This window comes from Nitrospira sp. ND1 (genome assembly GCF_900170025.1).
In the GTDB taxonomy this organism is placed as follows: domain Bacteria; phylum Nitrospirota; class Nitrospiria; order Nitrospirales; family Nitrospiraceae; genus Nitrospira_A.
In genome coordinates this window covers 59,693-84,721 of the sequence record NZ_FWEX01000005.1, presented here as the reverse complement: position 1 = coordinate 84,721, position 25,029 = coordinate 59,693, and the positions used below count along the sequence as shown (strand labels likewise).

At 60.2% G+C, this 25,029-nt stretch carries 21 protein-coding genes; 10 read left to right on the top strand and 11 right to left on the bottom strand.

All coding sequences use genetic code 11. From position 1 onward, the window contains the following. The first annotated feature begins 105 nt into the window (after window positions 1–105). From NSND_RS00620 to NSND_RS00610, 3 genes are read left to right on the top strand one after another with little or no spacing between them, the layout of a single operon-like run. Window positions 106–1,116, top strand: a complete 1,011-nt coding sequence (locus tag NSND_RS00620) for a PA0069 family radical SAM protein (RefSeq protein ID WP_235000123.1) — start codon at window positions 106–108, stop codon at window positions 1,114–1,116. 10 nt (window positions 1,117–1,126) lie between these two features. Continuing rightward, entirely contained in the window at window positions 1,127–1,507 is a 381-nt protein-coding gene (locus NSND_RS00615; protein ID WP_235000122.1) for a rhodanese-like domain-containing protein, read from the top strand. A 4-nt stretch (window positions 1,508–1,511) separates the two neighbouring features. Beyond that, the gene (locus NSND_RS00610) at window positions 1,512–2,582 is read left to right on the top strand and encodes a DUF362 domain-containing protein (RefSeq protein ID WP_159450555.1); all 1,071 of its coding nucleotides are present in this window, start codon (window positions 1,512–1,514) and stop codon (window positions 2,580–2,582) included. A 3-nt stretch (window positions 2,583–2,585) separates the two neighbouring features. Here NSND_RS00610 and NSND_RS21115 read toward each other — a convergent pair whose 3' ends face one another. Next, window positions 2,586–3,143 carry an OmpH/Skp family outer membrane protein gene (locus NSND_RS21115; RefSeq protein ID WP_159450554.1) on the bottom strand — a complete coding sequence of 186 codons (558 nt, stop codon included), beginning with the start codon at window positions 3,141–3,143 and terminating at the stop codon, window positions 2,586–2,588. Between the two features lie 201 nt (window positions 3,144–3,344). On the opposite strand from NSND_RS21115, the gene NSND_RS21110 reads away from it, so the two are divergent. Further along, window positions 3,345–3,749 carry a hypothetical protein gene (locus tag NSND_RS21110; protein WP_159450553.1) on the top strand — a complete coding sequence of 135 codons (405 nt, stop codon included), beginning with the start codon at window positions 3,345–3,347 and terminating at the stop codon, window positions 3,747–3,749. Between the two features lie 45 nt (window positions 3,750–3,794). On the opposite strand, the gene NSND_RS00600 is transcribed toward NSND_RS21110, so the two are convergent. Together NSND_RS00600 and NSND_RS00595 are read right to left on the bottom strand one after the other, a co-directional pair. Continuing rightward, window positions 3,795–5,393: an HD-GYP domain-containing protein gene (locus tag NSND_RS00600; RefSeq protein WP_080877127.1), complete on the bottom strand. Its 1,599-nt coding sequence runs from the start codon at window positions 5,391–5,393 to the stop codon at window positions 3,795–3,797. Between the two features lie 17 nt (window positions 5,394–5,410). Beyond that, entirely contained in the window at window positions 5,411–7,267 is a 1,857-nt protein-coding gene (locus NSND_RS00595) for a HEAT repeat domain-containing protein (protein WP_080877126.1), read from the bottom strand. 150 nt (window positions 7,268–7,417) lie between these two features. Here NSND_RS00595 and NSND_RS00590 point away from each other — a divergent pair, with 150 nt between their 5' ends. Next, window positions 7,418–8,089: an SGNH/GDSL hydrolase family protein gene (locus NSND_RS00590; protein ID WP_080877125.1), complete on the top strand. Its 672-nt coding sequence runs from the start codon at window positions 7,418–7,420 to the stop codon at window positions 8,087–8,089. Next, complete coding sequence (locus tag NSND_RS00585; protein WP_080877124.1) at window positions 8,086–8,400, top strand: thioredoxin family protein; 315 nt, start codon at window positions 8,086–8,088, stop codon at window positions 8,398–8,400. The genes NSND_RS00590 and NSND_RS00585 overlap by 4 nt, the downstream gene beginning before the upstream one ends. A 173-nt stretch (window positions 8,401–8,573) precedes the next feature. On the opposite strand, the gene zwf is transcribed toward NSND_RS00585, so the two are convergent. The 5 genes from zwf to NSND_RS00560 all read right to left on the bottom strand — a co-directional run bounded on the left by zwf (window position 8,574) and on the right by NSND_RS00560 (window position 13,373). Continuing rightward, entirely contained in the window at window positions 8,574–10,118 is a 1,545-nt protein-coding gene (gene zwf, locus NSND_RS00580; RefSeq protein WP_080877123.1) for a glucose-6-phosphate dehydrogenase, read from the bottom strand. Between the two features lie 27 nt (window positions 10,119–10,145). Beyond that, window positions 10,146–11,039, bottom strand: coding sequence for a phosphogluconate dehydrogenase (NAD(+)-dependent, decarboxylating) (gene gnd, locus NSND_RS00575; RefSeq protein ID WP_080877122.1), 894 nt, complete (start codon window positions 11,037–11,039; stop codon window positions 10,146–10,148). Between the two features lie 156 nt (window positions 11,040–11,195). After that, window positions 11,196–12,002: a nucleotidyltransferase domain-containing protein gene (locus NSND_RS00570; RefSeq protein ID WP_080877121.1), complete on the bottom strand. Its 807-nt coding sequence runs from the start codon at window positions 12,000–12,002 to the stop codon at window positions 11,196–11,198. Window positions 12,003–12,019: 17 nt separating this feature from the next. Continuing rightward, on the bottom strand, window positions 12,020–12,247 hold the full coding sequence (locus NSND_RS00565) for a hypothetical protein (protein WP_080877120.1): 228 nt from the start codon (window positions 12,245–12,247) through the stop codon (window positions 12,020–12,022). A 73-nt stretch (window positions 12,248–12,320) separates the two neighbouring features. Beyond that, window positions 12,321–13,373 carry a threonine aldolase family protein gene (locus NSND_RS00560; RefSeq protein ID WP_200810445.1) on the bottom strand — a complete coding sequence of 351 codons (1,053 nt, stop codon included), beginning with the start codon at window positions 13,371–13,373 and terminating at the stop codon, window positions 12,321–12,323. Between the two features lie 104 nt (window positions 13,374–13,477). Here NSND_RS00560 and NSND_RS00555 point away from each other — a divergent pair, with 104 nt between their 5' ends. From NSND_RS00555 to NSND_RS00540, 4 genes are all read left to right on the top strand, one after another. Then, complete coding sequence (locus NSND_RS00555) at window positions 13,478–14,761, top strand: NTP/NDP exchange transporter (protein ID WP_159450552.1); 1,284 nt, start codon at window positions 13,478–13,480, stop codon at window positions 14,759–14,761. Between the two features lie 150 nt (window positions 14,762–14,911). Continuing rightward, a complete protein-coding gene (locus NSND_RS00550) occupies window positions 14,912–16,276 on the top strand; it encodes a glutamate-5-semialdehyde dehydrogenase (protein WP_080877118.1) in 1,365 nt (454 codons plus the stop codon). A 10-nt stretch (window positions 16,277–16,286) separates the two neighbouring features. Next, the gene (locus tag NSND_RS00545; RefSeq protein ID WP_235000121.1) at window positions 16,287–17,540 is read left to right on the top strand and encodes a class I SAM-dependent methyltransferase; all 1,254 of its coding nucleotides are present in this window, start codon (window positions 16,287–16,289) and stop codon (window positions 17,538–17,540) included. Further along, window positions 17,537–18,388 carry a nucleotidyltransferase family protein gene (locus NSND_RS00540; RefSeq protein ID WP_080877116.1) on the top strand — a complete coding sequence of 284 codons (852 nt, stop codon included), beginning with the start codon at window positions 17,537–17,539 and terminating at the stop codon, window positions 18,386–18,388. The genes NSND_RS00545 and NSND_RS00540 overlap by 4 nt, the downstream gene beginning before the upstream one ends. Window positions 18,389–18,397: 9 nt before the next feature. Here NSND_RS00540 and NSND_RS00535 read toward each other — a convergent pair whose 3' ends face one another. The 3 genes from NSND_RS00535 to NSND_RS00525 all read right to left on the bottom strand — a co-directional run bounded on the left by NSND_RS00535 (window position 18,398) and on the right by NSND_RS00525 (window position 24,826). After that, window positions 18,398–21,757: a CHAT domain-containing protein gene (locus NSND_RS00535; RefSeq protein ID WP_159450550.1), complete on the bottom strand. Its 3,360-nt coding sequence runs from the start codon at window positions 21,755–21,757 to the stop codon at window positions 18,398–18,400. Window positions 21,758–22,449: 692 nt separating this feature from the next. Next, on the bottom strand, window positions 22,450–23,625 hold the full coding sequence (locus NSND_RS00530) for an acyltransferase family protein (protein ID WP_080877114.1): 1,176 nt from the start codon (window positions 23,623–23,625) through the stop codon (window positions 22,450–22,452). 406 nt (window positions 23,626–24,031) lie between these two features. Continuing rightward, a complete protein-coding gene (locus tag NSND_RS00525) occupies window positions 24,032–24,826 on the bottom strand; it encodes a 5'-nucleotidase, lipoprotein e(P4) family (protein WP_235000120.1) in 795 nt (264 codons plus the stop codon). Window positions 24,827–25,029: the final 203 nt, after the last annotated feature.

Here is a 25,029-nt window from a genome sequence, read left to right as displayed (position 1 = left end):
GAGAAATCTAACACTGGATGTCCGCGTAGTCAATGAAACCGGTCGCCAAGCGAGGCCGGGGGAAGGCAATTGACAACGGGTGGGGAGGGCGGCACCATAGCGGCCGTGAAGCTTGTGACCAATCCACCCAATCGCTTTGAATCCACTCAGCGTGAGACGCTTGAACCCTCGTCGCGTGTGGAGATTCAGCTTTTTGAAGACGACACCAACCAGATACTGAGCCGGAATGACAGCCCCGACCTTCCGTTTCGATGGAGCGTGAATCCCTATCGTGGCTGTTTCCATGCCTGCGCCTACTGCTATGCCAGACCATCGCATGAATACTGGGGATTCGGCGCAGGCACCGACTTCGAATCAAAGATCGTACTGAAGCGCCGTGCTGCGGATCTCCTCAAGCAGGCGTTTGAGAAGCGATCCTGGGACGGTGAGTTGATTGTGTTTTCCGGCAACACTGATTGCTATCAACCCCTCGAGTCCACCCTTGGCCTGACCAGGGCTTGTCTTGAAATCTGCGCCGCATACCGGAATCCTGTCGGGATCATCACCAAGGGCGCGCTTCCGGTTCGTGATATCGAGGTGTTTAAGCAACTGCAGGAACAGGCCTGGATCCGTGTGTATTTCAGCATCGCTTTTGCCGACGACGAGACGGCCCGTCTGGTCGAACCGCAGGCGCCGACCGTCAGTAAACGCTTTGAGACGATGCGCATTCTCTCAGAGGCCGGTATTCCCACCGGCATATCTGTGGCGCCGATCATTCCAGGCTTGAATGAAGAGGCCATCCCTGAGCTGTTGGCGCGTGCCAAGTCGGCGGGAGCGACCTCGGCGACCTGCAGTTTGCTGCGTTTGCCGGGGCATGTAGAAACGGTATTTCTCGATCGCATGCGCGAGGCGTTTCCCGACCGGATCTCGAAAATCATCCACCGACTTCAAGAGGTGCGCGGGGGGCAGCTGAGTGAGGGCGGGTTCTTCAGCCGGCATCATGGCAACGGGACCTACTGGCGTTGTGTCGAACAGTTGTTTGACGTGGGCCGCCGTCGCGCCGGATTCGTCGAGGAGGACCGTCCGGTTCCCAGAACCTTCCGCCGACCGACAGCGCAGCAATCATTGTTCGATTAGGAGGAGAGTCGTGAGTCATAACCCGGGGTTTTTGAAGGTCGTGGAGGAGGCGCGGGGGCGTGTGCGCGAATGTACCGTCGCCGATGTGAAGGCCAGGCTGGATCGCGCGGAACGGTTTCATTTTGTGGACGTCCGCGAAGATGATGAATATACGCAGGAGCATGCGGCGGGGGCGATTCACCTCGGCAAGGGCGTCATCGAGCGGGATATTGAAACGGTGCTGCCGAATAAGCAGGAGCCGATCGTGTTGTATTGCGGGGGTGGGTACCGGTCGGTGCTGGCTGCGGACAGCATACGCCTCATGGGCTACACCAATGTCATCTCGATGGACGGGGGAATCAAGGCCTGGCGTGCGGCCGGGTACCCCATCGAGAAGGGCCGGCGTCCGTAATCCCATGGCGTTTTCCAGACGCGAATTGTTCAATAACGCGGGGTTCGGTCTCCTGTTGCTACCGGCCCTCATGCGCTCCCCCAGGACCATTCTCGGCCATCTGCTGTTCGATCCGGACGGCCCTCTCGTCCCCCTCAAACCAATCCCCGACAATCCGTATCGACGGAACGGCCGGTCGATCGTCGCAATCGTGTACGGCAAGGATACCTGTCGTATGCTTCCACGCGCCGTCGATCTGCTGGGAGGACTTGATTTATTGGGGATGCGCGGGAAACGCGTGCTGCTGAAGCCCAATGTGTTGAACGACCAGCCGCCTCCTTCGACTACTAATCCGCTGGTGGTCGCAGCCATGGCGGACATGGCCAAAGCGAACGGAGCCGCCGAAGTGGTGGTGGCCGATGGATCGGGAATCATCCGGCTTCCCACGTCCGCCAACCTGACGAGTACGGGCATGCGAGCCGTAGCGGAAGCGGCCGGGGCCCGCGTCCTGGCGCTGGAAGATGAACCCTGGGTGAAGATCGAGGTCCCTCAGGCTCAGACCCTCCGGCAGTTCTATTTTTCCCGGCCGGTCTACGAGTCCGATGTGGTGATCAATATGCCGGTCATCAAGACCCATCGGTTTGCAGAGTATTCCTGTAGCCTCAAGAATTTTGTCGGGGCGGTTCATCCGCGGTATCGCCCATCTGTGAGGTTCTGGACCGGTGACTGGCACGAGCGCATTGCCGAGATCAATTTGGCCGTGCACCCCGCGCTGACCGTGGCCGACGGGACGACGACCATGATCGAAGGCGGTCCGACAGCCGGCACCCCGTCGAAAACGGATCTGGTGATCTGCAGCGGTGACCGGGTCGCGGTAGACCTGGTGGCCATCGCCCTGTTGCGGTCCTTCGGTACCTGGCCGAAGTTGCAGGGCAAGCGAATCGGGGATCAGCGGCAAATCAAGCGCGCGGCGGCGTTGGGACTGGGGGTCGGATCGGGGCAGGACATTGAGCTTGTTACGGAGGCGGTGGACCCGGCTCCACCAGCGTTTGAACGGCTGGTGGAGCATATTCGGCGGGAGCTGCGTAGCGTGTAAGTATTATTTGTTCGTACGGTCGAATTCCTTGATGACCTGCTCGGTCAAATCGATGGTGTCTTTGTTGAAGATCACGATCTTCACGGTCTGCTCACTGCCCTTGTCCAGCACCAGCTGGTACCCAGCTTTATCGGCGACGGCCTGGGTGGCGACGGCAATCTTCTTCATATATTCGTCGACGAGTTCCTTCTGCTTGCCCTGCAGTTCCTGATTAAACTCCTGGGCGCGCTTCTGGTAATCCTGAATTTTGGCGCGGAAGGAGGTTTCCTTCTCTTTCTTTTCGTTGTCGGTCAGCTTGGAGGCCTGCTCCTTGATCTGCTTTTCAGTATTACGTAACTCTTCCTCATCCCGGGACAGGAGCTTCTGGCGTGTCGCCACATACTCCCGCAACCCGTCCAGCGCCCGCTTACCGGCTTTGCTTTTTTCCAGAACCACTTGAGGATCGATGACCCCCATTTTAAATTCCGCCGCCGGACTCGTCGAGAACAGGCCGAGGGTCGCTGCGACGAGAACTCCGACCACTGCCGCGCGCCGGCCTGCTCCTTGCCACTTCACACCCATCTCGGGACTCCTTTCGCCGAAAAAAATGTCTGCTACAAACCTCGGGAGAATAGCCGCCCGTCGTGATCGTGTCAAGGAGGGCACCGTCGAAGGGACAGGCGAATTGACAGGAGGGATGCCGGTGGCTATAAGCCTGGCAACGCCCGCCAACGTTCCGACATTCGGGTAGGTGTTCCCACCGAGCGGGTGAGAAAGGATCTCATGCGACCTTCTGAGCAACAGCAGACGCATCGACTCTTCGTGCACGCACTCCAACACGAAGCCATCAGTTGTGAGCATGCCGGATGTCCGGGACCGGTCGAAACGGTCGACCAATCCCAGACGCGCGATCGGGTGAAAACCTTCGACCTGCGCTGTGAGCGGTGCGGCTGGCACACGAGTCTCACGGGGCAGGAGCAACTCACCCCTCCCTGGGACAACGCCGCCCTTGAGTTGATGGCCGACGAACATCTCATGCATCAGCAGCCGGTCTGTCCGTTCGACGAGACGCCGGTTGTGTTCATCTCCATGCCGAATCCGCGCCGCAAGGCTAAATATCGGGTGGCCTGTTTTTATTGCGGCAGGCAGATCGTCATGGACTGGCCTCCGCCTGAGAGTAAGCGGTAACGATTCAGGGGGCCGACGAGGGTGAAGAGGCGGGGGAGGCGCGGGCTAAACGAAGTACCGGCCGGTGTCGAAGTGATATTCGGCGTTATCGACGAGCTGCAGGATACTGTGTGTGTAGTGTCCGGCCTCATCCTGCTCGGTCAGGTCGAGTTCAGGACCGTCCTCGATGGATGTGCCGCTCTCATCCGTAATCACTCGAACCAACGGGCGTTCGGCATTGGTCTTGTCCTGCGCCGGCTTGATGACGACGGCCAGAGGGCCGGAGTCGAGTCGGACGAGACTGCCGATCGGGATGATCCCCACGCAGTTGACGAAGAGCTTGAGCAGGATCGGATCGAACGACTGGCCGCTCTTTCCGAACATAAACTTCAACACGTTCGCGGGGGACATGGGTTCCCGTCGGTACACCCGAGAGGATGTCATCGCGTCGTAACAATCGGCGATCGTGATGATCCGGCTGGCGACCGTTTGAGTCCAGGAAACCTTGAGTTTGGGGTATCCTGAGTAGTCGTAGTTCATATGGTGCTCGAACGAGGCGGCCGCCATCCGCGCCGGCACATTGTTGATGCCGCGGGATTTCACGAGGGTGAACACCCCTTCAATCGGGTGCGACCGCATCACGGCCCATTCTTCCTGTGTGAATTCTCCGGGTTTGTTCAACACGTCCAGGGAGATGGCGCATTTCCCTACGTCGTGGAACAGCGCCGACAGCCCGAGGTCAGCCAGCTCGACTTTCGGATAACCGGCCCGGTTGCCCAGGGCCATGGCGAGCAGTGAGACGTTGACGGAGTGATTGTGCGTGTATTGATCGTGGCAGCGCAGATTGGTCAAGCCCAGGAGGGTGGATTCATCCTGCATCATCAGTTCGACGATGTTCTGAATCGCGCGTTTGGCCTGTTTGAAGCTGACGGTCCCGCCGCCGCGCGTATTCTTGACCAAGTCGCCGAGCGCAGTCGATGCTTTCAGATATCCGCCTTTGGCCAGGGCCTTCCGTTTCTCTTTCGACCCCTCCGAGCCGTTCGATGAGCCACTTGTACGTGCCCCGGTATTGCCTCCAGCCAACTCCGCGTCGTTCAGATGCTGAAGTTGCAGCGAGCGGGGATCTTCCAGTTCGATGCCCTTGATGCCCGCGGCCTGCATGGCCTCCTGGAGATCGGTGAGGGAATGCTTGTCCGGATCCAGGCTGACGAAGAGATAAGCAAACTCCCGAAAATCCTTTGAGTCGGCCGTCGACGCGAACGACACCCCGCCGATGTGCCACTTGTTCAAGGCTTCGATAATGCTCGCAAACACGGCCATCTGTTGCGAGCTCATTTTCAGGTGACTGTCTCCCAGAAACAAAAAATCGTTTTGCAGCCGGAGGACGACCGGATGATCCGCCGCGAGGGTTTTCACCAGCGTGAGCATGGAGTCCACGGGTTTGTCGAGCGCGGCATTCGTTCGTCCATGGATCCGCGATGTCTTGATGAGGACGTTCAACTGGGTGACGAGCTGAATCCCCAGCATGGCCAGTTGCTGGTCGAGGATGTCCCCGGCTTCTGAGCCTTTGGCGATCTTATTGGCCAGGGACCGCTCATGAGTGAGAATCGGATGGGCGTTGTCCTGAGTCGGGACCGGATTGGCAGGGGAAGGCGTCTCGCTCACAGGTCGTCTCCTCGCAATCAGGAATTGGCTGCCGATGGGATGGACTGCCGGTGTTGTCGATTGGCGACGGAGAGCGCGGAGGTGCAGGCCTGGCGGACGGCTGCGCCGCCCTTTTTCTGGCCGATTTCGAGCGCCGCAACGGCTGCGGGTGTCGCCAGCTTGCCGAGAATATCCGCCGCCAGCAAGGCCAGTTCTTCTTTCTTCTTTCGGTTGGTCCAGGACCACTCCGTCAACAGTCCCTGCCAATAGGGCACGGCTTCATCGGCGGCAGTCTGTTTGAGGGCCAGGTAGACCGCCCGCTTTTCGGCCGGTGATCGGTCATGAAAGTCATCGGCGGAGACGAACGGGGCCCAGACGGTGAAACCGGCACTGTACTGTCCGCTGGAAAGCACCTTCATGGCCGTGAGGCGGACGGTTTCATCACTGTCGCTCAGCAGGCCGACTAACTTGGTTCCGTTGCCGGATGGGCGGAGCGTGGCCAGGATCCGGAGCGCCTCACGCCGCACGGTGGATTCCGGGTGCCGGAGCGTTTTCTCGATGTAGTCGGCAAAGCGGATGTCGTTCCATCTGGAGATGAGCGTCAGCAGATTTCTCACGTAGGTCGGCCGTTTGTCGGTCAAGCCGCGCACGATCGCATCGGAATGGTCTCGCGCGAGCGTCTGCAGCGCTTCCATGACGACGGCTTGATGCGAAGGCGCATCCAGGTTGGCGAGCAACGAGCAGAGTCCCGGGATCGAATCCTGTTTCATCATCAGGAGGAGGGTCAACAGGCCTTCTGTCTTGGCGTGGAGGGCGTGATTGAGGTGAAGTCCGATCGCCTTCAGCCGTTCGGGGCGGCTCAATCCCTCGAACAGGCCGGCGAGCTGTTGCTTGTGAGTCTCCGACAGATCGGGGCGCACCGCATCGGCATCCTGCAACAGGGTCAATACGGTTTCGATCTGTGTCCAGTGTCCGCCGCGAATCAGCACATCCAGCACGCTATCCCAGACGTCGAACAGTTTGCTGAGCAAGGCGGGGGAGGGTTCGGACGCCAGCACGGCTGTCAGGATGTCGAGGATGTAAGCCGTGGCGTCACGCTCGGTTTCACGCTGGATTTCCTGCGTGAGCGCGTCATGCTCTTCCTGAGAGACGTCATACCCGACGACGTTGGCCTGGAATCGCCGATTCCTGCTTGTGCCGCCGCCGCTGGTTCCCCCGCCCGGTTGATCGGCTGTTCCCCGTTGTCCCGCTGGCTCGGGGGCCGCTGCCGCGCGCTCACGGTCGAGTAGTTCGCGCAGCGAGGTGACCGACATGCTCATATAGCCTTGTGTCTGCAGTTCGAGCTCGTCCGGTCCGAAACCGGACGACCGAACGAGTTCCTCTGCGGTGACCAGGGTGATGGTGTCCAGATTCCTGGCCCACAGCCGCGTCACGATATCGTCGTCTTCTTCCACGTCGGCCGGCTGCTCTACTGATCCTGCCTCGTCAGTGGGCGTCCCCCAGAGCGCGTCGAGGAAGTAAGCCAGATCCTCCTGCGTGAGGCCTTGATGGAAGCTCAATTCGCGGATTCCGTCCGAGTACATCTTGAACGCGAAGCTATCTCCGGTCGCATCGCGCTCCGGTTGATAGACGACTTCGTCTTTGAAGAACAGTTGATTGCGTTGTACTAGGAGAGGGAGTCGGCTGTGGGTTGCGAGATGGCTCGTCAGGTCGTCGTAAAACTGCTGAAAGAATCGCTGTGCGACGGGGTTCTTTGTGCCGTAGGTCCGTGCCGATTTGGCCGCTTTGTCGAGCAGCTTGAGCAGCTGCTTGATCGCCGCTACCTCCGGATCGACCCCGGCCTTCACAAAGGGGACGAGCGGAGCGCCTTCTTCGAGCGGTGCTGTCGGTTCCATATGTAGTCAGTCGTACCGTGAGGTCTCTTTTTCGTCAAGAAAATAGCCGGTCCGCGCAGGTGTTCCGGAAACCTGCCGGGCGTCGAGACGCGCCGGTCGATCGCGGACGCACGCATTGCGTCGCACTGTCCGGGACAGTAGAATCGCTTCGTGACTGCATCAACCCAACTGCCGCTCATTGTTTGTTTCGGTGATAGCCTCACGGCAGGGTATCAAACCCCCGGCCCGGCCAACGCTCATGAGCAGGAGACTCCCTATGGTCATGTCTTGCAGGAATGCCTCGGCCACCGGGGGCGGGTCGAGATCAGCGGGATCTGCGGCGAAGTCACCGGCGAAATGGTGCTGCGGTTTCGCGGCACGGTGCTCGACCGCAAGCCTCAGATGGTCATCATTCTCGGAGGAACGAATGATTTGGGCTGGAACGCCGATCCGGCAGAAATCATGCGGAATCTCGTGAAGATGTATGAATCGGCGAGGGCCGCGTCGATCGTTCCGGTTCCTGTGACCGTGCCGTCGATTCGTGTCGATGCGGGAGCGGACCATCCCGATGCCGCCGCCTGGCTCGCCGGGCATATTCAACGACGGCAACAGTTGAATAGGTTGATCGCGGACTATGCCGGTCGAAAGGGCTTGTCCTATTTCGATCTGTTCACCGCGACGGCCGATCCGGACTCGCTCATGCTAGCCGAACCCTACTCCAACGATGGCCTCCATCTCACGACCAGCGGCTATCGGCTGTTCGGCCGGTTGCTCTACGAGCAGCTCTTTGCTCCTACGGCGGCCGGCTCTCTCCTCACACCTTCCAGGCCGTCTGGCCCATGATCCGGGATGTCACGGACCGCGACTTCCCTCGTGAAGTGGAGCAGGCGTCGACGCCGGTGCTGGTGGAATTCTGGCAACCGGGCTGCGGTCATTGCCTGGCCCTGTTGAAGCAGTTGGAGCAATTGCAGGAAGAGGTCGCGCCGGTGATGAAGATCGTGAAGATGAATGTGCAGGAGAATTTTCAGATTCCCGCGGAACTGGACATCAGCTCACTGCCGGCACTCGCGCTATTCGAACGAGGCGAGTTCGTGCGGTTTATCGGAGGTGTCGGCAGGAAAGACGAGATCCGCAAGCAGCTCGGATTGGCTTAACCCAGACTATTCATGAATACCTGCTCCGGCGTCCGATCCTCTCGCCCGGCGGGGCAGTTCTTGTTCGGCCTCCTCGACGGACTGCACGTACGCCTGCGTCGGCCTTACGGGCGAGCAGCCCCGGCGGGCGTCGGTCTCAAACGCCTCGCGACGGCATTCATGAATAATCCGGGTTAAAGAATACGCCAGGCGCGCCCGTCGTTTTGAATCATTCGTTCGCCTTCCACAGGCCCCCATGTTCCCGCGGAATATTCCGGCAACCAGCGGAGTTTCTGTTGAGCCCAACCATCCAGGATTTTCGTCACCCAGTCCCATGAGGCTTCCACGGCATCGCGGCGCATGAACCGTGAGGCGTCGCCGGCCATGACATCCAGCAGCAGGCGCTCGTAGGCCTCCGGAGACGGGCACCCGAAGACGTCGCTGTACTGGAAGTCCATTTCCACCGGATGCGTCTGCGCGCGCGTGCCGGGGACTCGTGAGATGATGCGCAGGGAGAGACCTTCATCCGGCTGGATCCGCAGCGTCAGGACATTCGCCGGCTGAGGATTCGCAGGGTTCGCGTTGAAGAGAATCTGCGGAATGTCTTTGAATTGGACGGCGACTTCGCTCGCGCGCTTCGGCAAGGCTTTTCCGGTGCGAAGGTAAAACGGCACGCCGGACCAGCGCCAGTTTTCCACGAAGGCTTTCACCGCCACATACGTTTCGGTGATGGAGTCGGGGCTCACACCCTTCTCACGACGGTATCCCGGCACGGGCTGGCCATGCGCGGTTCCCTGCGCGTACTGCGCCCGGACGGTATACTGTTCGACATCCTTGCCGACGATGGGCCGGAGGCAGCGCAGGACTTCCATTTTGGCATTGCGCACCACGTTGGGATCGAGCGAATAGGGTGGTTCCATCGCGACGAGGCAGAGCAGTTGCAGGAGGTGATTTTGAATCATGTCCCGCAGGGCGCCGGCCTCTTCATAATAACTGGCCCTGGTCCCGACGCCTTCCGCTTCGCTGACGGTAATTTGGACGTGGTCGATATATTTGTGGTTCCAGATCGGCTCGAAGATGCTGTTGGCGAACCGGACGACCATGAGGTTCTGGACGGTCTCTTTGCCCAGATAATGGTCGATGCGGAAAATTTGCGACTCGTCGAAGACCTTGCCGGTGACTTCGTTGATCTGTTGCGCGGAAGCGAGGTCTCGACCGACGGGCTTTTCAACGATGATCCGGGAGTAGGGAGCCGAGCCGGCGGGCGGGGTCGCCAAGCCAGACTTGGCTAACCCCTCACAGACGGAAGCAAAAGAGCTCGGAGGGATACTCAGATAAAAAATACGGTTTCCGGGCAACTGCATCGTCTGTTCGATCTGCTCAGCTTTGGCACGGAGCGCGCTGTAGGTCTGCGCGTCTTCGTTTTCCCCTTGGATATAAAACAGGTGGCGCTCGAATGCCTGCCAGGTGTCTTCCACCAGGGCTTGCCGTGAATGGGCGATGACCCCCTCCCGCACCAGATTGCGAAACTCCGCATCAGTCATCGGTTTGCGGCCCAGCCCGATCACCGCATATTTGTCCGGCAACAAACCATCGAGGAGCAGATTGTAGACGGCCGGGATGAGCCGTCGCCGGGCCAGGTCTCCGGAACCGCCGAAAATGACGAGCGTGCAGGCTTCAACGGGCGTGATGGCTTCGGGGAGTGGCTTGATGTCCACGGGAGTCGTTGGAGAAGACATGGTGTGGTGGTCCGTTGGGTTAAGGCCTCAGCGGCGGACGCTGTGTCCGCCGAAGGCGTTGCGCAAAGCCGCCAGCATTTTCTCCGCGAAGGACTCTTCCTGTCGCGAGCGGAACCGGGTGAACAGCGCCGCGGTGAGGGTCGGCACCGGCACGTCCTTATCGATCGCATCCTGAATCATCCACCGTCCCTCGCCGGAATCCTGCACGTAGCCTTTCAATTGTTCGAGCTTCGGATCCTGTTTCAGGGCGCCGACGGCCAGCTCCAACAGCCAGGATCGCACGACGCTGCCGTGCATCCACACATCGGCAATTTTCCCCAGGTCGAGCCGATAGTCGCTTTTTGCCATGAGTTCGAAGCCCTCGGCGTAGCCCTGCATCATGCTGTACTCGATTCCGTTGTGCACCATTTTCACGTAGTGGCCCGCGCCATGTGTTCCCATATGAGCCCAGCCCTGTTCAGGCGCCAACGTCTGGAAGATCGGTGTCAATCGTCGGACCGGCTCGTTCTCGCCTCCGATCATGAGGCAATAGCCGACCGTCAGCCCCCAGATTCCGCCGCTGGTGCCGACATCGACATAGTGGAGGCCTCGCTGTTTCAGTTCGACGGCGCGCCGGGTATCGTCGTGGAAACGGGTGTTGCCTCCGTCGATGATGGTATCGCCCGGTTGGAGCAGGGCGGCGATGGCTTGAATGGTTTCCTCGGTCGGAGCGCCCGACGGGACCATGATCCAGACGGCGCGAGGAGCGGCGAGTTTTGCCACGAGGTCGCTCAGCGATGCAGCGCCGATACAACCTTTGCCCTCCGCCTGTTTCACAACCTCAGGCGTGCGATCGTAAGCTACGACGCGATGCCGGCCCTGTTGCAGGCGCGTGACCATGTTCATGCCCATCTTCCCGAGTCCGACAAATCCGAGTTCCATAGGTCATCCTCTCTGGTGGTTGCCGGTGTGTGGTATTTGGGGCTGCGCGAGTCTCAAACGGTCAGTCGCCGTCCATACCCTCTGGAGTACCGATGGTAGCACGCCCGGACGCCGATGCAAGCGGATGGCGGCATTCGAGCGCCTCGACGGGCCCCGTCAATCCACGCGAGGCGGAAGGGGGATGTCGCGAAACAGGAGGTCGGCAAAGCGTCGGCCGGCTGTCAGTCGGTCATGTAGTGTGCTTGCGCTGAGAAACTGGCTGGCCAGTTCCCCGAGTGCCGGGTCGCGGGAGGCCAGGAACCGGAGCGTATCGACCGGTGCCGTGAACCAGAGTCCCCGGGTGCGGAAGAAGGCCGTCACGCAGTCTTCAAAGAACAGTTGCAGGAGATATTGTGCCGTGTTGGGTTTATCGCGGAGGTCCTCGACTTTGCCCAGCCAGTGCAGACACTCCGCCTTGAGGCGGATGCGCTCGTGAATGCCGGCTGGAGGCGGCCCCTGCCGGAACCGTTGTGCGGCCTTGGCGATGACTTGTGCCGCAGTCTCCTCGTGGTCGAACAGGATTCGCCCCTTGCGCAACAAGGGCGCGAGGCGGGGAGAATAGGCCAGGTCCTCGGCGACGGTTTTGTGGTCGCCATAGCGGATGTCCACGAGCCGGTCTCCCACGCGAATCATTTCCTGTCCGTCGGCCGGGCCTTTGACCAGGGCGATCAGGTCGATATCGCTATGCGCGGTCACCGCCCGTCGGGCGCCCGATCCGACGAGAATAATGCCCACCAGGTCGCCGCCGCGTTTCGCGCGGACATATTTGACGGCACCGGCGAGGGCATCCTCGTAGCCGGGCGGCGTCACGGCCGGGGGCATGTCGGGTGGTTCAGGAATATCCAATAACTCAGCCTGCAGCTCTTCAGAGGACGGAAGCGCCGGGGTGGACTGAGGGGAGGAGGTCGCGAGTTGTGGTTCCATGTCTATCCTTCGACGTGTCAGGTGGTCTGCGCGCGTCGTATCTGTTGCTCGAGGGTGCCGAGCCATTCTTCAAACGGCTGGTCGGCATCGACGATGATTTCAAGTTTTCCATTCGGGAGCGTGCGGACCTGGCCTGGGGATTCCGGCGAAAGGGGAATTTCCACCCACTCGCGATTGAGTCCCAAGCCGTCTGTCACATCGAGAATCCGGCTGATCAGTTGAAACGAGACGACTTCGAGCGGCACGCATCCCCCTCTGGTGTATTTACGGTGGAGGCATTTTATGAGGGGGCAGGCGGACTGTCAATGTGAGGAGGGGCTAGCGATCGAGTACACGTGCGATTTTCTCAGCGGCCTGTTCGATCGCTTCGGCCGGTACGTCGAGGTGCGTGACGGCGCGACAGCTGCGGGCACCGACGGCGTTGAGCAACAGGCCGTGCGGTTTGAGTGCCGCAACAAATTCCTTCGCCGACCACTTCGCACCGACCACGTCGAAGAACAGAATGTTGGTATCGACGGTTTCCGGATCGATCGAGATCCCGGGAATCTGTTGCAGCCGCGCTGCGAGTTGTCGCGCATGGGCATGATCGTCCGCGAGCCGCTGAATATTGTGTTCCAATGCATAGAGTCCTGCTGCTGCCAGGATCCCGGCCTGGCGCATGGCCCCTCCATACATTCTGCGGAACCGACGGATTCGCTCCAGTAGCAGGCGATCGTCGGTTGCGATCAATGAGCCGGCCGGCGCGCCGAGTCCCTTCGAGAGGCAAAAGGTCACCGTGTCAAAGTGCTGCGCATACTCGGCTGCCGACACTCCCGAGGCCACGACCGCATTGAACAACCGGGCCCCGTCCAGGTGCATGGGAAGCCTGTGGGCGGAAGCCACTTCATGGATGGCCCGGATCGTCGCGAGTGGGTACACTGTGCCGCCTCCGGCATTGTGGGTATTCTCGAGACAGATGAGTGCGCTCTGAATACTGTATGGATTTTTGGGGCGAATAGCGGCCTCGACCTGTTCCGCCGTCATGAGTCCTCGCCTGCCGGCGACCCAATGGAGCTGCACCCCGGCCAGTGCCGCCGCCGCACCCAGTTCGTAGCGGACGATGTGAGACTGGCCTTCAACAATGACTTCCTGTCCCGGTTCCGTCTGGGCGCGAAGGCAGAGTTGGTTTCCGGCGGTGCCTGATGGAACGAAGAGCGCGGCTCGTTTGCCGACCATCGCAGCTCCGGCTTCCTGCAGCCGGTTAATCGTCGGGTCTTCCCCGTACACATCGTCACCGACTTCCGCACGTGCCATGGCGTCGCGCATGGCGGCAGATGGCTTCGTGACCGTATCGCTCCGGAGATCGATGATGGGCTGAGGTGTGTTTGACACGGAGGTGCTTGCTCTCGACTGATGGTGGTCGAGCGGCATTCTAGCAAATTTTCTGCTTGCCGGGGATGGTTGGCCTGCTACACTGGGGTCCTCCCCGGAGATGTATGGAGAGACTGCGCCGTTCAGTTGCCCGGTTCGTTCAGGCGGAGCCGCAGGAAATATGGCCGCTGGCCTGGTCCTTCGGGTATTTCTTCTGTCTTCTCTGCGGGTACTACATCCTTCGGCCCGTGCGCGATGAAATGGCCATTCAGGGCGGCGTGCACAATCTGCCCTGGATGATGACCGGGACCTTCCTGACGCTGTTGGCCGTCACGCCGCTGTTCGGCTGGTTGTCGGCCCGCTATTCCCGCTATCGATTGCTGCTCGCCGTCTATCTGTTCTTCATCGCCAATCTGGTCGGCCTGTATCTGCTGATGACCGGCCAGCAGTACATCGAGTGGGTGGCCCGCGGGTTTTTCGTGTGGCTCTCGGTGTTCAATCTGTTTGTGGTGTCGGTGTTCTGGAGTTTCATGGCCGACCTGTTTACGCCGGCCCAGGGCGCGCGCCTCTTCGGCATGATTGCTGCGGGAGGGAGCACCGGTGCCTTGTTCGGTCCCCTGTTCACGACGGGACTGACCTATCTCTTCCCGGTTCCGGTGTTGATGTTGGTCTCGGCGCTCTTTCTCTTGGCCTGCATCGGGTGCATTTACAAGCTGGAGGCCTGGAGTCGTGGCCGGACTGTGTCTTACCGCGAGAACAGCGGAGAACCATTGGGCGGCGGGTTCCTGGCCGGTATTCGACTGGTGTGGTCCTCGCCCTATTTGCTGGGGATCTGTGGCTATCTCACCTTCCTGACCATGACGGCGACGTTCCTGTACTTCGAGCAGGTCCGGCTGGTGGCCGAGCACTTCGATACGCCGGAAGCTAGGACGCGCCTCTTCTCGACGCTGGATTTCGCGACGAATGTGCTCACCTGGCTGACGCAATTGTTCATCACGAATCGTGTGGTGGCCCGGTACGGCCTGGTGGCCTCGCTCCTGTTCCTGCCGGTCGTCAGTCTGATCGGGTTTCTCGGCATCGCCCTGTGGCCGGGGCTCGTCGTGTATGTGAGTTTTTCCGTGTTGCGCCGGGTGGGGGAATATGCCCTCTCCAAACCCGCCCGCGAAGTGCTCTTCACGGTCGTGAGTCGCGAAGAGAAATACAAAGCGAAGAATTTCATTGATACGGCAATCTCGCGCGCAGGGGATGCCTCTACCGGATGGCTCGTATCGGGCATCAAGGCCCTCGGCGTAACCACGGCACAGATTTCCTGGGTGCTGGTGCCACTCATGTTCTTTTGGGCCTGGCTCGGCCGCTGGCTCGCCGGGCAGGTACCTCCCGGCCCTTCGGTCGAGAGAGGCGACATCTGACGGCCCCTCCGTCTTTGACTCACAAAAAAATCGCATGGTATAGTCCGGCGCGACGCAGTGACCATTTTCTGATCTGCTGATGCGGCGGCCGATTGCCCGCTGAGAACATCGCCGAATCCGCCGGGTATTAAGTCGAAAGATAGGAACACTATGGTTGAAGTTCCCGTTAAGCTGTATCTCGATAAAGTATTGAAATCAGCCCGTGAAGCCGTGCGTCCTTTTGCCCTCATGACGGGTCCGGCCAGGGATAAGGCATTGCGGGGGATGGCGACCGCAATTGCGGAGGCAGAAGAGGACATCCTGGCCGCCAATGAAAAGGATGTGGATGCGGTCGGGAAGTCCATGACGGGGTACGAGAACCGGGAACGGGTCCGAGACGCGGTTGCGCGGGTCCGTATGACGGCCGACGACGTCAAGGCCATGGTGGACCGGTTGCACCGGATCGCCGATCTGCCGGATCCGCTCGGTGAGGTGTTGGGACGTCACGATGAACCCAACGGGCTCCAAGTCAGCCGCGTGCGTGTGCCGATCGGGGTGATCGGTATTGTGTCGGAACTGGCGCCGCTCGAAACGATCGACGCTCTGGCGCTCTGCTTGAAGTCCGGTAACGTCTGTGTGTTCCGCGGTTCCCCGGATTGGACGCTGACGCAACAGACCATTGCCGCCTGTCTCTCGAAGGCCGCCGCAGATGCTGGGGTTCCTCTCGGCGCCTGTACGATCATTGAGCGTCCGGAGAAGGAGGCGGCGCTGGAACTGATCAAGTCCGGCAAGGCACTGGATGCGATCATTCCGCGCGGCGGCGCGGGGCTTCGTAAGGTGGTGCAGGAGCAGGCCAAGATGCCGATCCTCTGCCACGACGGCGGCATTACGCATGTGTACATCGACGGTGATGTCGACATTCCGCTGGCCCAAAATATCGTGGTGAACTCCAAAGTGCAGCAGCCCTTGGCAGCCAACGCGTTGGATACGCTCCTGGTGCATCAGGGGATCGCCAGGCCGCTGTTGTCGGCGCTGATTCTGCGGTTGCTCGATGAATTCAAGATCGACGTGCTGGGCTGTCCGAAGACCGTGGCACTCATGGGCCAGATGCTCATGACCGGACACAAGGCCGTCAAGCCGGCGCAGGATGCAGATTGGAATCGGCAGTTTCAGGGGCCTACCATGGCGATCAAAATGGTGCCGAGCTTCGATGACGCGCTGGCTCATATTACGCAACACGGGCCGAGTCACACCTGCGTCATCGTGACGAAATCGTATGAGTCCGCTATGCGCTTCACCAAAGAGGTCGATGCCGGTTCGGTCCTGGTCAACGCCTCGTCGCGCCTGAATGCCGGCGACAGTTTGGGATTTGGCGCCGATGTCGGGTTGAGTTCCTCGCGCCATCACGCGCGAGGGCCGATCGGTCTGACACAGCTCACTTGCGAAAAGTATGTCGTCTTCGGCAGCGGTCAGCTCCGTCACCCCCATCCGGTGCCGCTGGCCTACGAGGATGCCATCATGCTCAAGAGGCCGTAACGCGAGTATCGTGAACGTCTCTCGTGAAGAGGACCCTGTGCCCGGCGACACGAATGACGAGATACGAGCGAGCCTGCGTGAGCACTTAGCCTGGTGGGGACTCCGGCACGTCGAATCCGATGCAGCCTATTTTGCCTGGCAGCGGGACGTCTTTTCCCCGCAAGAGCTCACGACACTTCATCGTCACATCGAAGCCAAACGGCAGGCCACCGACGGTCCTGCCGCTGAAATCGCGTTCTACGATCTGACCGCTCAGCCCCGTTCTGTTCCCGCGCTCTACAGCCAGCGATACGAATATTATCTGGAGGTCGGGGCACGGGTGGCCGGTCATCTCGGCGATGCCTCGACGATTCTCGATGTCGGCTGCGGCATCGGCATTCTCACGACCTTCTACGCGAAACGGTGCCCGGCATCGACCATTGTCGGGATCGATCGCTCGCCGGCCTCCATCGACCTTGCCCGGCAGCGGGCGCAGGAGCTGGGCCTGACCAATGTACGCTTTGAATGCCGCGATTTAGATCAACAGGATCTCGCCGGCTGTTTTAACCTGATCATTGCCACCCACACGTTGCTGCAGGCTGAGCAGGAGCCGGGTCTGCCGAGTCGCGACTGGAGCACGTTCGCACGCTCAGCAGATGCGCAGGCCCAGCAGGGATTCGAACAGCGGATCGGCGTGGGCGTCAGGCTGGACAGGCTTCGTGCCGGGCTGACTCCCGGTGGTCGCATGGTGGTCTTCGAAAAAACCAGACAACTTGCCCGCCGCATTCCATTTCAGCGCGCGCTTGCCGCTCGCGGCCTTCGATTGCTCGCACCGCCGGAGCCGGTGCGCTATCGATCAGTGGAGGAGGTCACGGACGACGGTCCATTGTATGTAATGGGAACCGTTCCCCGGGAGCAGGCATGCGGGTGGGATGAATCGCCGGAAGCGGATGGAATGCCGCCGCTCCATCTGGACTCGCTCCGCTCGGCTCGGGCACAAGGAGACCAGCCGCTGTACGAAAATCATCAGATTTCGGCGGAACAGGGATGGCTCTCGTTACCGGCAAGACAGGTGACTGCTCAGGTCACCAGCACAGAGCCGGATGGTCGACAGCTGCATGTCGAATGGGGGCGGGCAGGGGCGTTTGCGTATCTGTATTGCGCCAACACCTTCGACCAGCGTCAATTGGTCCTGATTGAGCCGGCCCGCGCTGCTGTGCTGGAGACCTACTATCGTGAAATCACCAGGGAACAGCCTGCGGGTGGGAAGGAGCCCTTGCGATGACGCCTTCGATCAGCCGGCCTGAATCGTCTTCATCGGCCGCACAGGAAGTGGTCGGGCTGGTGCCCGCAGCCGGGCTGGCAAAACGCTTGCAACCCTTCCCCTGCAGTAAGGAGGTCTATCCGGTCGGCTTCGTGTCGGATCGGCAAACCGGGAGGCCTCGTCCGAAGGTCGCGGCGCATTATCTTTTGGAGAAGTTCAGGGCTGCCGGGATTACAAAGGCCTATCTGGTGATTCGAGACGGCAAATGGGACATTCCGAATTATTTCCGCGAGGGCGGAGTGGTGGGGTTGTCGCTCGCCTACATCGTGATCGCCGGCTCGCTGGGACCGCCGGATACCATCGACCGCGCCTATCCCTTTCTGGAACAGAAGCGTGTGGCCTTCGGATTTCCCGATATTCTTTTTGGCCCGGACGATGCCTACCGGCAGCTGATTGCGGCGCAAGAGCGAACCGGAGCGGATGTGGTCTTGGGGCTGCATCGGGTGTATGATCATCGCGTCTGGGACATGGTGGATTGCGACGCCGACGGCCTCGTGCGGAATATCGTGATGAAACCGGTGACGACGACGTTGACCTACGGTTGGTGCTGCGCGGTCTGGACACCGGCCTTTTCGGAATTTCTCCACCGCTTTCTGCGCGCAGAGGAGACTCACCGCAATTTGGCTCAATTGGCCAATACCGCCCATGATCTGGGCGGGGATTTAGCCGTTGGGGTGGTACTGCAAGCCGCTTTGAAAGCGGGGCTGTTGCTGCAGAGCGTGATCTTTCCCCACGATACCTACATCGATATCGGCACGCCGGAAGATCTTGCCAAAGCGGTGCGTCAGTTCAACCCGCCCGAACGATAACTCCGACACTTACGGATAGGCCGCCAGGAGCCGCTCGGCAATCCTAAGGCGATTCTGATCCTCCTGTTTCTTGCACTGTCTCCGACAAGCCGCGCAGAACCGCAGGCGACCGGCAATCGAGCGAATGTCGCGGTCCTTGTTGTAGAAAAACGGGCAATCGGCCGGTCCCACGTCTGGAAGATGGGGGATGAGGTCCGCCACCACGGCAGCCGCCAGGTGGGCCATCATCCGTTCGACCGTAAATTCAGGACCCGTCAACTGATCGAGCAGGTCGAACGTGGACACGATGGAGAGGCGCTCGCCCTTTCCCGGTTCGAGTGGCCAATAGTAGAGATTTTTCTTCTTCCCGCTCCTGAGCGGGAAGTTGATCATGCAGACAAGTCGATCCAGGCCCAGTTCTCTTGGCTTGTTTTTCAGCCGCTCATAGAGGGTTTCGGCGACCACGTAGGCCTGGTCTTCGTCCTGTTCACGCCGCCAGGTGCCGATCGGCGCAGGGAACGAGACGGTTTCAAACGAATAGACATCCTGCATTTTTGTCAGACGATCGCAAATCGCGGGGAGGTGGGGAATCATGCGATGCGCGTTCCACATGCCGATCTTGATCCGGTCCTGCATGGCGCGTCTGCGCTGTCGTTCCGAGGCTGCCCGGGTGCGTTCATACTCGGCGGCCGGTCTTGGAACACAAATGCGCTGGGCCGGGTTGCGCGCAAACACGACCGGCACGGCCCAATCGATGGCTTCTCCGGAAATCGAATAATTGACCGCCACCCGCGCTTCGCGCGCCGCATCGCCGATGGACTGGCCCATGGCCAGCGCCCAATAGAAGTGGCGGGAAAAGGATGTCGCCGACACGTCCAGCACAGGGTATTGGTTGGCGACGACGGCCGGGACGCCGCCGGCGATCAAGGCCTGCGCCACACCGCGGCTGAAGTCTTCTCGCCCCCCCTGTCCGGTCTCGCAGGCGTTCAGACACACCAGACGAATGCCGCGCCGGCACACGATCTGCCGGAGCGTGGTTGAATCCAGTTCATGCACGCCGCCCTCGGCATTTTCGAAGAGGAGATAGCCGCAGTCGTCCTGCTCCCGATATTCGCCATGTCCGATGAAGTGCAGAATGTCGAACGGCGCGGCGGCGCCTTCGAGTGTTCGATGTAACAGCTCAGGCGTGGCGTCGAGCAGAAGTTCCACGTCCGCCAGTTTCGCGTCGAGAAGCCGCCGGAATCCGCTGCGAATGACGTCTGTTTCTTCCTCGACGGACAAGGCGCCCAATCCCAACGGCTGTGCGACGACCACCAGGATGCGCATAGGGCCGGTTCGAGCCGGTATGCGTTCGGCGGGAATGGATGTGAGCACGTTGCGGGTGAAATTCACCTCCTCGAGCGCCAGGAAGGTTCTGCGATCGGGATCGTAGATGAATTCCCACGCCTGTCTGGCGAGCCAATGATTGTCCGAAGTAAAGATCAGGTTGAGCCGTTGCGTGACCTGTTCAGACCGGGCGGCATCGTAGAGACGGCGGACCTGGTCAGGAAAGAGCGCATTGAACAATGCGCCGCCGAATTGCTGGAGGTCTTTCTCGCCGGGCAGTTGAGGATAGCGCGGATCGCCGTCGATGTAGCCGTGGATGTGCTGTTGCATGGCATCGATGTTTTTCCATTGCGCCGATGTGTGATCCTGTTTGCCGCGGGCTGTGCCCGCAGTGCTGCCCGTCCCGATGTGCACGGTTTCCATCACCCGCGCATTGCGGAAGGTGGCGATAAGCGTTGCGACCGCATCGCGCGGGTCGGGATCGATGAGGGCGAGTTGGAACACGTCGTCAGGCTCGGAGCTCTGCGTCAGGGATACAATGGGCGGGACTGCCTTGGAGGCAGGAGTCGCAGCCACAGTTGGGGAGATCGTCGCCGGTTGCTGAAGTGCAGGACCGGCCGCGATGGTGGGCCGCGCTTCGGTGCGAACGGCGCCCCGCCGCTTGCCGGATGGCAGGTCGTGCTCGATGTCGATCGGTGCGGCAGGCTGGGCCTCCCCGCGCAGGGCGCGCACCAAAAAGTCTACCGTGCCCGGATCGTCGAAGAAGTTCACATGGTTCACCGCCTTCTGCTGCATCAGGTTTCCACCTAATCCAAAGCAGCCGACGCGAGTGCCCGGAATCGTCACCGTCCCACCGCTTCCGACGTCCACCCGCCACCCGCCTTCGGTCGGCACGACCAGATCGTTGGCCGTCGGAAAGAATAAGTCGGCTCCCGCATCGATGATTCGCTGCAGCACCCCCGCGTCCGGTTCGTAATTGGCGACCAGAGCCGAGTAGGTCTCGTTGGGAGGGTTTGGGGTGGCCTGCAACGCCTGGATGATGTCACCCTTATTGTCCATCGAGGCCAATCCCGGTAGCCCGCCCACCAGACGGCGGGCGATCCAGGAGAGGGCTTCGCTGACAAATTCTACGCCGGTGGTGTAGGGATTGTCGGGAAATAATTCCAGGACGTTGGACAGCCAGCTGGTGTACTGGGTCACATGATCGGGTGAGGCGAGCGGGGTGCCTTCGTTCGGGCTGGCGACGAGCACGGCCCGGCCCAGTACAAACCGGTCAGCCAGCGAGCCGAAGAGGTCGCGACGTTCCACCACATGCCGCAGGACCAGGCCACCGCGCGAATGGGTGATCACGTCGAAGGTCGTCGGGCGAGCGGGGAGGGCTTCGAGCAACATTTGCACGTTTTCTTGCGGCGTGCGACTCAGGGTGAAGTGATCAAATCCATAGATGCGATTGCCATACACAGCCTGCAGTTCTTCAAAAAATGTCCTGCCGTTGCTGCCCGGGGTCTGCGCCAGCGAGCGGAAGGCTGCTTTGGTGCTGGAAAAGGTCCCGTGGATGAACAGAAGATTCCGCTCCGATGCGCTCAACGTCTGCAAGTCTGCGGCAGGCAGGCCTGATTCTCCGCCGAGACTGTCGGCGGTTATGGACAGCCACCCTTCTCGTTGTTTTTTCAATTTCCACGTGGCGGTTTCCCACAGCAGCGCGAGTTTCGAGAGCGCAAAGTCGGCAATTTTCCCTGCCACTTTGAGCACGACGGCCTTGATCGCCGCGCTGATGAATCCGCGGCGGCCGCCTGCTTCGGCGATGGGCGCGGCCGGCACCGGGATCGAGAACCGATAGATTCTCTTCCCGCCTCGTCGAATGCCGCGTCGAGCCGGTTCCGTCGGCATGTGGAAGCGGATGGCTCCGGAGTTGTATCGCGTCATCACGATGTACGCGTCGTCAGGAGCGCCTTCGACATCCAGGGTGAGGGGAGCCGGAGTCGCCTCGCCTCGTCTGGACTTCGGCATCGCGGTGAGGGTTTGCTCGACTTCCCAGCGCTTGGTGGCGGTGAGGTTGGCCACGAAGGGGTCAGGTACCTCGCCCGCTGCTCGACGCCCTCCACGAGCCTGTTCCGTAGCACGAACGTCCCAGCCCTCTGTTGTCGACCAGCTCACTGTGCCTGATTTTTTGTGCGCCATGGTGTGCCCCCACTTCGCTCGTCAGACCGAGCGCAATCGATTCATGTGATCCTGTAGCTCGTGTCTCGTGAAGCGTGAGGTGAGCGAAGTTGAAACGAGATACGCTTCACGAGTGACGAGCGGCGGCGGTTCGACTTGTGGCCGTCACGAACTGCTTGCGCTTATCCCATAACCGGAAAAATGAGGCAAGAGATTCGTTGGGGCGCAGGGAGAAATGCAAGTATTACGCTGCCCGAAACGAGGCTGACAGCAGAGCAGGGGGAACTGGGATGTGAACGGGAGAATGCTGAGAAGTCGGGTGTTGTTTCCAGATCAGCCTGCTTGCTCGTTGGCCAACTTTGCGATACATGCGCACGATGCGCTCGATTGGAGAGGAACGACGATGATGGGGAGAATGGTTTATGGGGTCATTCAGGCAGCTGTCCCAAATAGATAGTCTCCATTCTTGCCCTATCTTGCCCTGGAACGTTGAATCGAGCGAGGAAAAGGCGTGGGGCAGCGATGAATCGGTTTGCCGTCATCTGTTGCAGGCTCATACGGTCGATGCGCCGAAGCGTTCGGCTGCGAGAAACCGGTCAACTTGCGGAGACACGAGCAGGTGCGGTTTTGGAGTGACGATGATCGGGCGCGTGGGCTGCGCGCGGCCGCGCTGCCGCGTGTAGGGGTGTGTGCGGGGCGGCGGTTGCTGAGACGGGCAATGGCCGTTGAGCGGGAGTCGGCTTGGAGGATTGTGCGGAAGTTCTTGGTAACCGCTGGGCCAAGCTGGCTCCCATCCTGACCATCGGGGCTTCGATCAGGTGATAGAGGGCAACTGGCAGACCGACGCTCAGGACGACGAGCACCGAATAGCGTACCGCCGAGGGGGAGTCCTTCAGCAAGACAAACGCGGTCCACTGGGCATGTAAATGCGTGAGGTAGATGCCATACGAGTATCGCGCAATCAGGGCGCAGGCCTTGCGCATTGCCGGTAGCTGGAGCTCGGCAAAGAACGGCGCGGTCACACCAATCAGCACGCACAGGGCCCACTGGGCGGTGATCTCATGTTCGGAGTGATTTCCATACCCCAAGATAGCGCCGGCTATGAGCAGAGTGAGAGGCCAACCGATAAACGGGAGCCGGAATCGTTGCATCCCGAACCCCAGGAAGTAGCTGGCCACGCCGGCGATGAAGCAGGGCGCATATTGGGCCGCCCCGAGGCGGCTTGACACGTAAGGCTGGGCAATCGCACCAACGACAGCGACGCACCAGAGTACGAAAATTCCACGAACGCCATAGGCCTTCCCAGCGAGATAGAGGAACGGCAGCACCATGTACATGGCCACCTCATAGGGGAGACTCCAGAGGACGGAGGTGACCACTGGTTTGTACATGAACTCCGTATAGAGGAACAGATTGGCCAGGATGGTCGACAGGTCCGGGTTGGACCAGGGCCACCAGGGAGCGCGGGGCAGTTGAAAGAGGACGATCACGGAGACACAGAAGATACTGAGGGGATAGATGCGAAACAGCCGGCGGAGATAAAAGGTCAGAAAGAAGCTGCCCCCTGTTGCTTCGATCCGCTCCAGCGAGAACATCAAGACGAGACTGGTATGGACGAAGAAGAGCAGCACGCCAAACTGGCCGAGATAATCAGGCAACCGGGTGTTCGTCGTGATGAAGAGATGAAAAAAATAGACGATTAAAACCGCACTCGCCCGGAGGAAATCGAGATTCGGCGAGCAGGACGTCATCTGCTTATCAGCGCGGGTCATCCAACGACGTCCTCCTCGTGAAACCGCTCTGTTGTTGTGCTGCGATCGTATTCATCACTTCAATTACCGAGGCCAGAGCAGGAATTGGGCAGTTCCCACCCTGCGCTGATGCGCGGGACGTACATGTCGAAATTGGTTGAACTGACTGTCAGGATGGCCAATGTCCCGGTTGTGAGTGAATCGGGAATTGGTGCAAGCTGAGAGCTCTGGTTGTTCCGGTCACTCGGGATCCTATGGTGTAGGAATTCGTGACCAGAACGGAGTACACATTATTCACCTTCCAGCTGTCAACCCTCCGGGAGCAGTTTTCTTGGATGCTGCATTCGATGTTCCATTTTGGGTCATGCCCGTGATGTGCATCGGCTGAACTCATCTGTCCTATGCAGGAGAAAGACAGGAAGGTGTGCTAAGGAACGTTGCGTATCAGCTCCCGCTTGAAGGTCAACCGATCGGTGTCGGAGAGACCCGGTGGAGTGAGCGATGTTTCCCAGGTACCGTACATCGGATTGGGAAGGAGAAACCACGACCTTCCCCACCGATGGTCGTGTTGTCTGGCCAATGCGATTCGATTCTCCGGCTTGTCCCGTGCCCCGTCGACAAAATCTCCCAGATCGTCCCCGATGAGGAGCAGGATCCGGTACCGCTCGGCCAGGTATCGCCTCCGGCTCGATTTGTTCGGCGGCCACCGGAACGGAGGTTCACCTTCGAGCAGCAGGGCATCGGGATCGATCGGAAGGTGAATGCCGAGTTTCTCGAGGTTGCGCCTGGTTGAGGATTCCTGGTGAGCCCCGCGGTTCGAGACGAAGAACAAGGCGACCCCTTTCTTGCGAGCCTCGGCGATAAATTCCAGGACTCCCGGCACCGCTTGCGCGGAGGCTTCCTGTACCCATTGTTCCCACATCGGCTGATTGAAAGTGGTGCGCTGTGCAATCAACCGCGCCTCGAAGGGGCTGTTGTCCAGCACTGTTTCGTCGAGATCCAGGATCACGGCGGGAGGCAGGTGTTGAAAGTCTCCGGTCTGTTCGATACTGGCTGTTGAGCGCGTGTCGATCAACGCGCGATCCAGCGCGTCCCTCGCTCGTTGATAGGTCATGACACTGAGGACATGGTACTCAGCAGACGTGCGCATCCAGAGCAGGCTGTGCAGCAGTTCATGACTGTCCCGGACCTCCGAACAGCCTCCACAAAATAAGAGGAGCATAAGTAGGAAGGACCAGGACCGATGCTGTTCGAAAGCTCCTCCTGCGCTAGTGCCCCGTGCTAGGTGCGACATCTCTGGATCCTCTGTCATAGGCCATGTGGTTCTCCGCTGTCGTGCTAAAGACGCTTGGGAATACGTAGATGGTGTCGAACTGTTCATCACCCGTGCGAGCGTGCATTCTACGCGTGGAGAATCGAGCGGTC

Bases quoted from the DNA above. Each gene is read 5' to 3' on its own strand.
- zwf (WP_080877123.1), bottom strand. From the start codon at position 10,118: ATGTCTTCTCCAACGACTCCCGTGGACATCAAGCCACTCCCCGAAGCC.
- NSND_RS00525 (WP_235000120.1), bottom strand. From the start codon at position 24,826: ATGCTCCTCTTATTTTGTGGAGGCTGTTCGGAGGTCCGGGACAGTCAT.
- NSND_RS00570 (WP_080877121.1), bottom strand. From the start codon at position 12,002: ATGGAACCACAACTCGCGACCTCCTCCCCTCAGTCCACCCCGGCGCTT.
- NSND_RS00585 (WP_080877124.1), top strand. From the start codon at position 8,086: ATGATCCGGGATGTCACGGACCGCGACTTCCCTCGTGAAGTGGAGCAG.
- NSND_RS00595 (WP_080877126.1), bottom strand. From the start codon at position 7,267: ATGGAACCGACAGCACCGCTCGAAGAAGGCGCTCCGCTCGTCCCCTTT.
- NSND_RS00610 (WP_159450555.1), top strand. From the start codon at position 1,512: ATGGCGTTTTCCAGACGCGAATTGTTCAATAACGCGGGGTTCGGTCTC.
- NSND_RS00555 (WP_159450552.1), top strand. From the start codon at position 13,478: ATGGAGAGACTGCGCCGTTCAGTTGCCCGGTTCGTTCAGGCGGAGCCG.
- NSND_RS00540 (WP_080877116.1), top strand. From the start codon at position 17,537: ATGACGCCTTCGATCAGCCGGCCTGAATCGTCTTCATCGGCCGCACAG.
- NSND_RS21110 (WP_159450553.1), top strand. From the start codon at position 3,345: ATGCGACCTTCTGAGCAACAGCAGACGCATCGACTCTTCGTGCACGCA.
- gnd (WP_080877122.1), bottom strand. From the start codon at position 11,039: ATGGAACTCGGATTTGTCGGACTCGGGAAGATGGGCATGAACATGGTC.
- NSND_RS00550 (WP_080877118.1), top strand. From the start codon at position 14,912: ATGGTTGAAGTTCCCGTTAAGCTGTATCTCGATAAAGTATTGAAATCA.
- NSND_RS00530 (WP_080877114.1), bottom strand. From the start codon at position 23,625: ATGACCCGCGCTGATAAGCAGATGACGTCCTGCTCGCCGAATCTCGAT.
- NSND_RS21115 (WP_159450554.1), bottom strand. From the start codon at position 3,143: ATGGGTGTGAAGTGGCAAGGAGCAGGCCGGCGCGCGGCAGTGGTCGGA.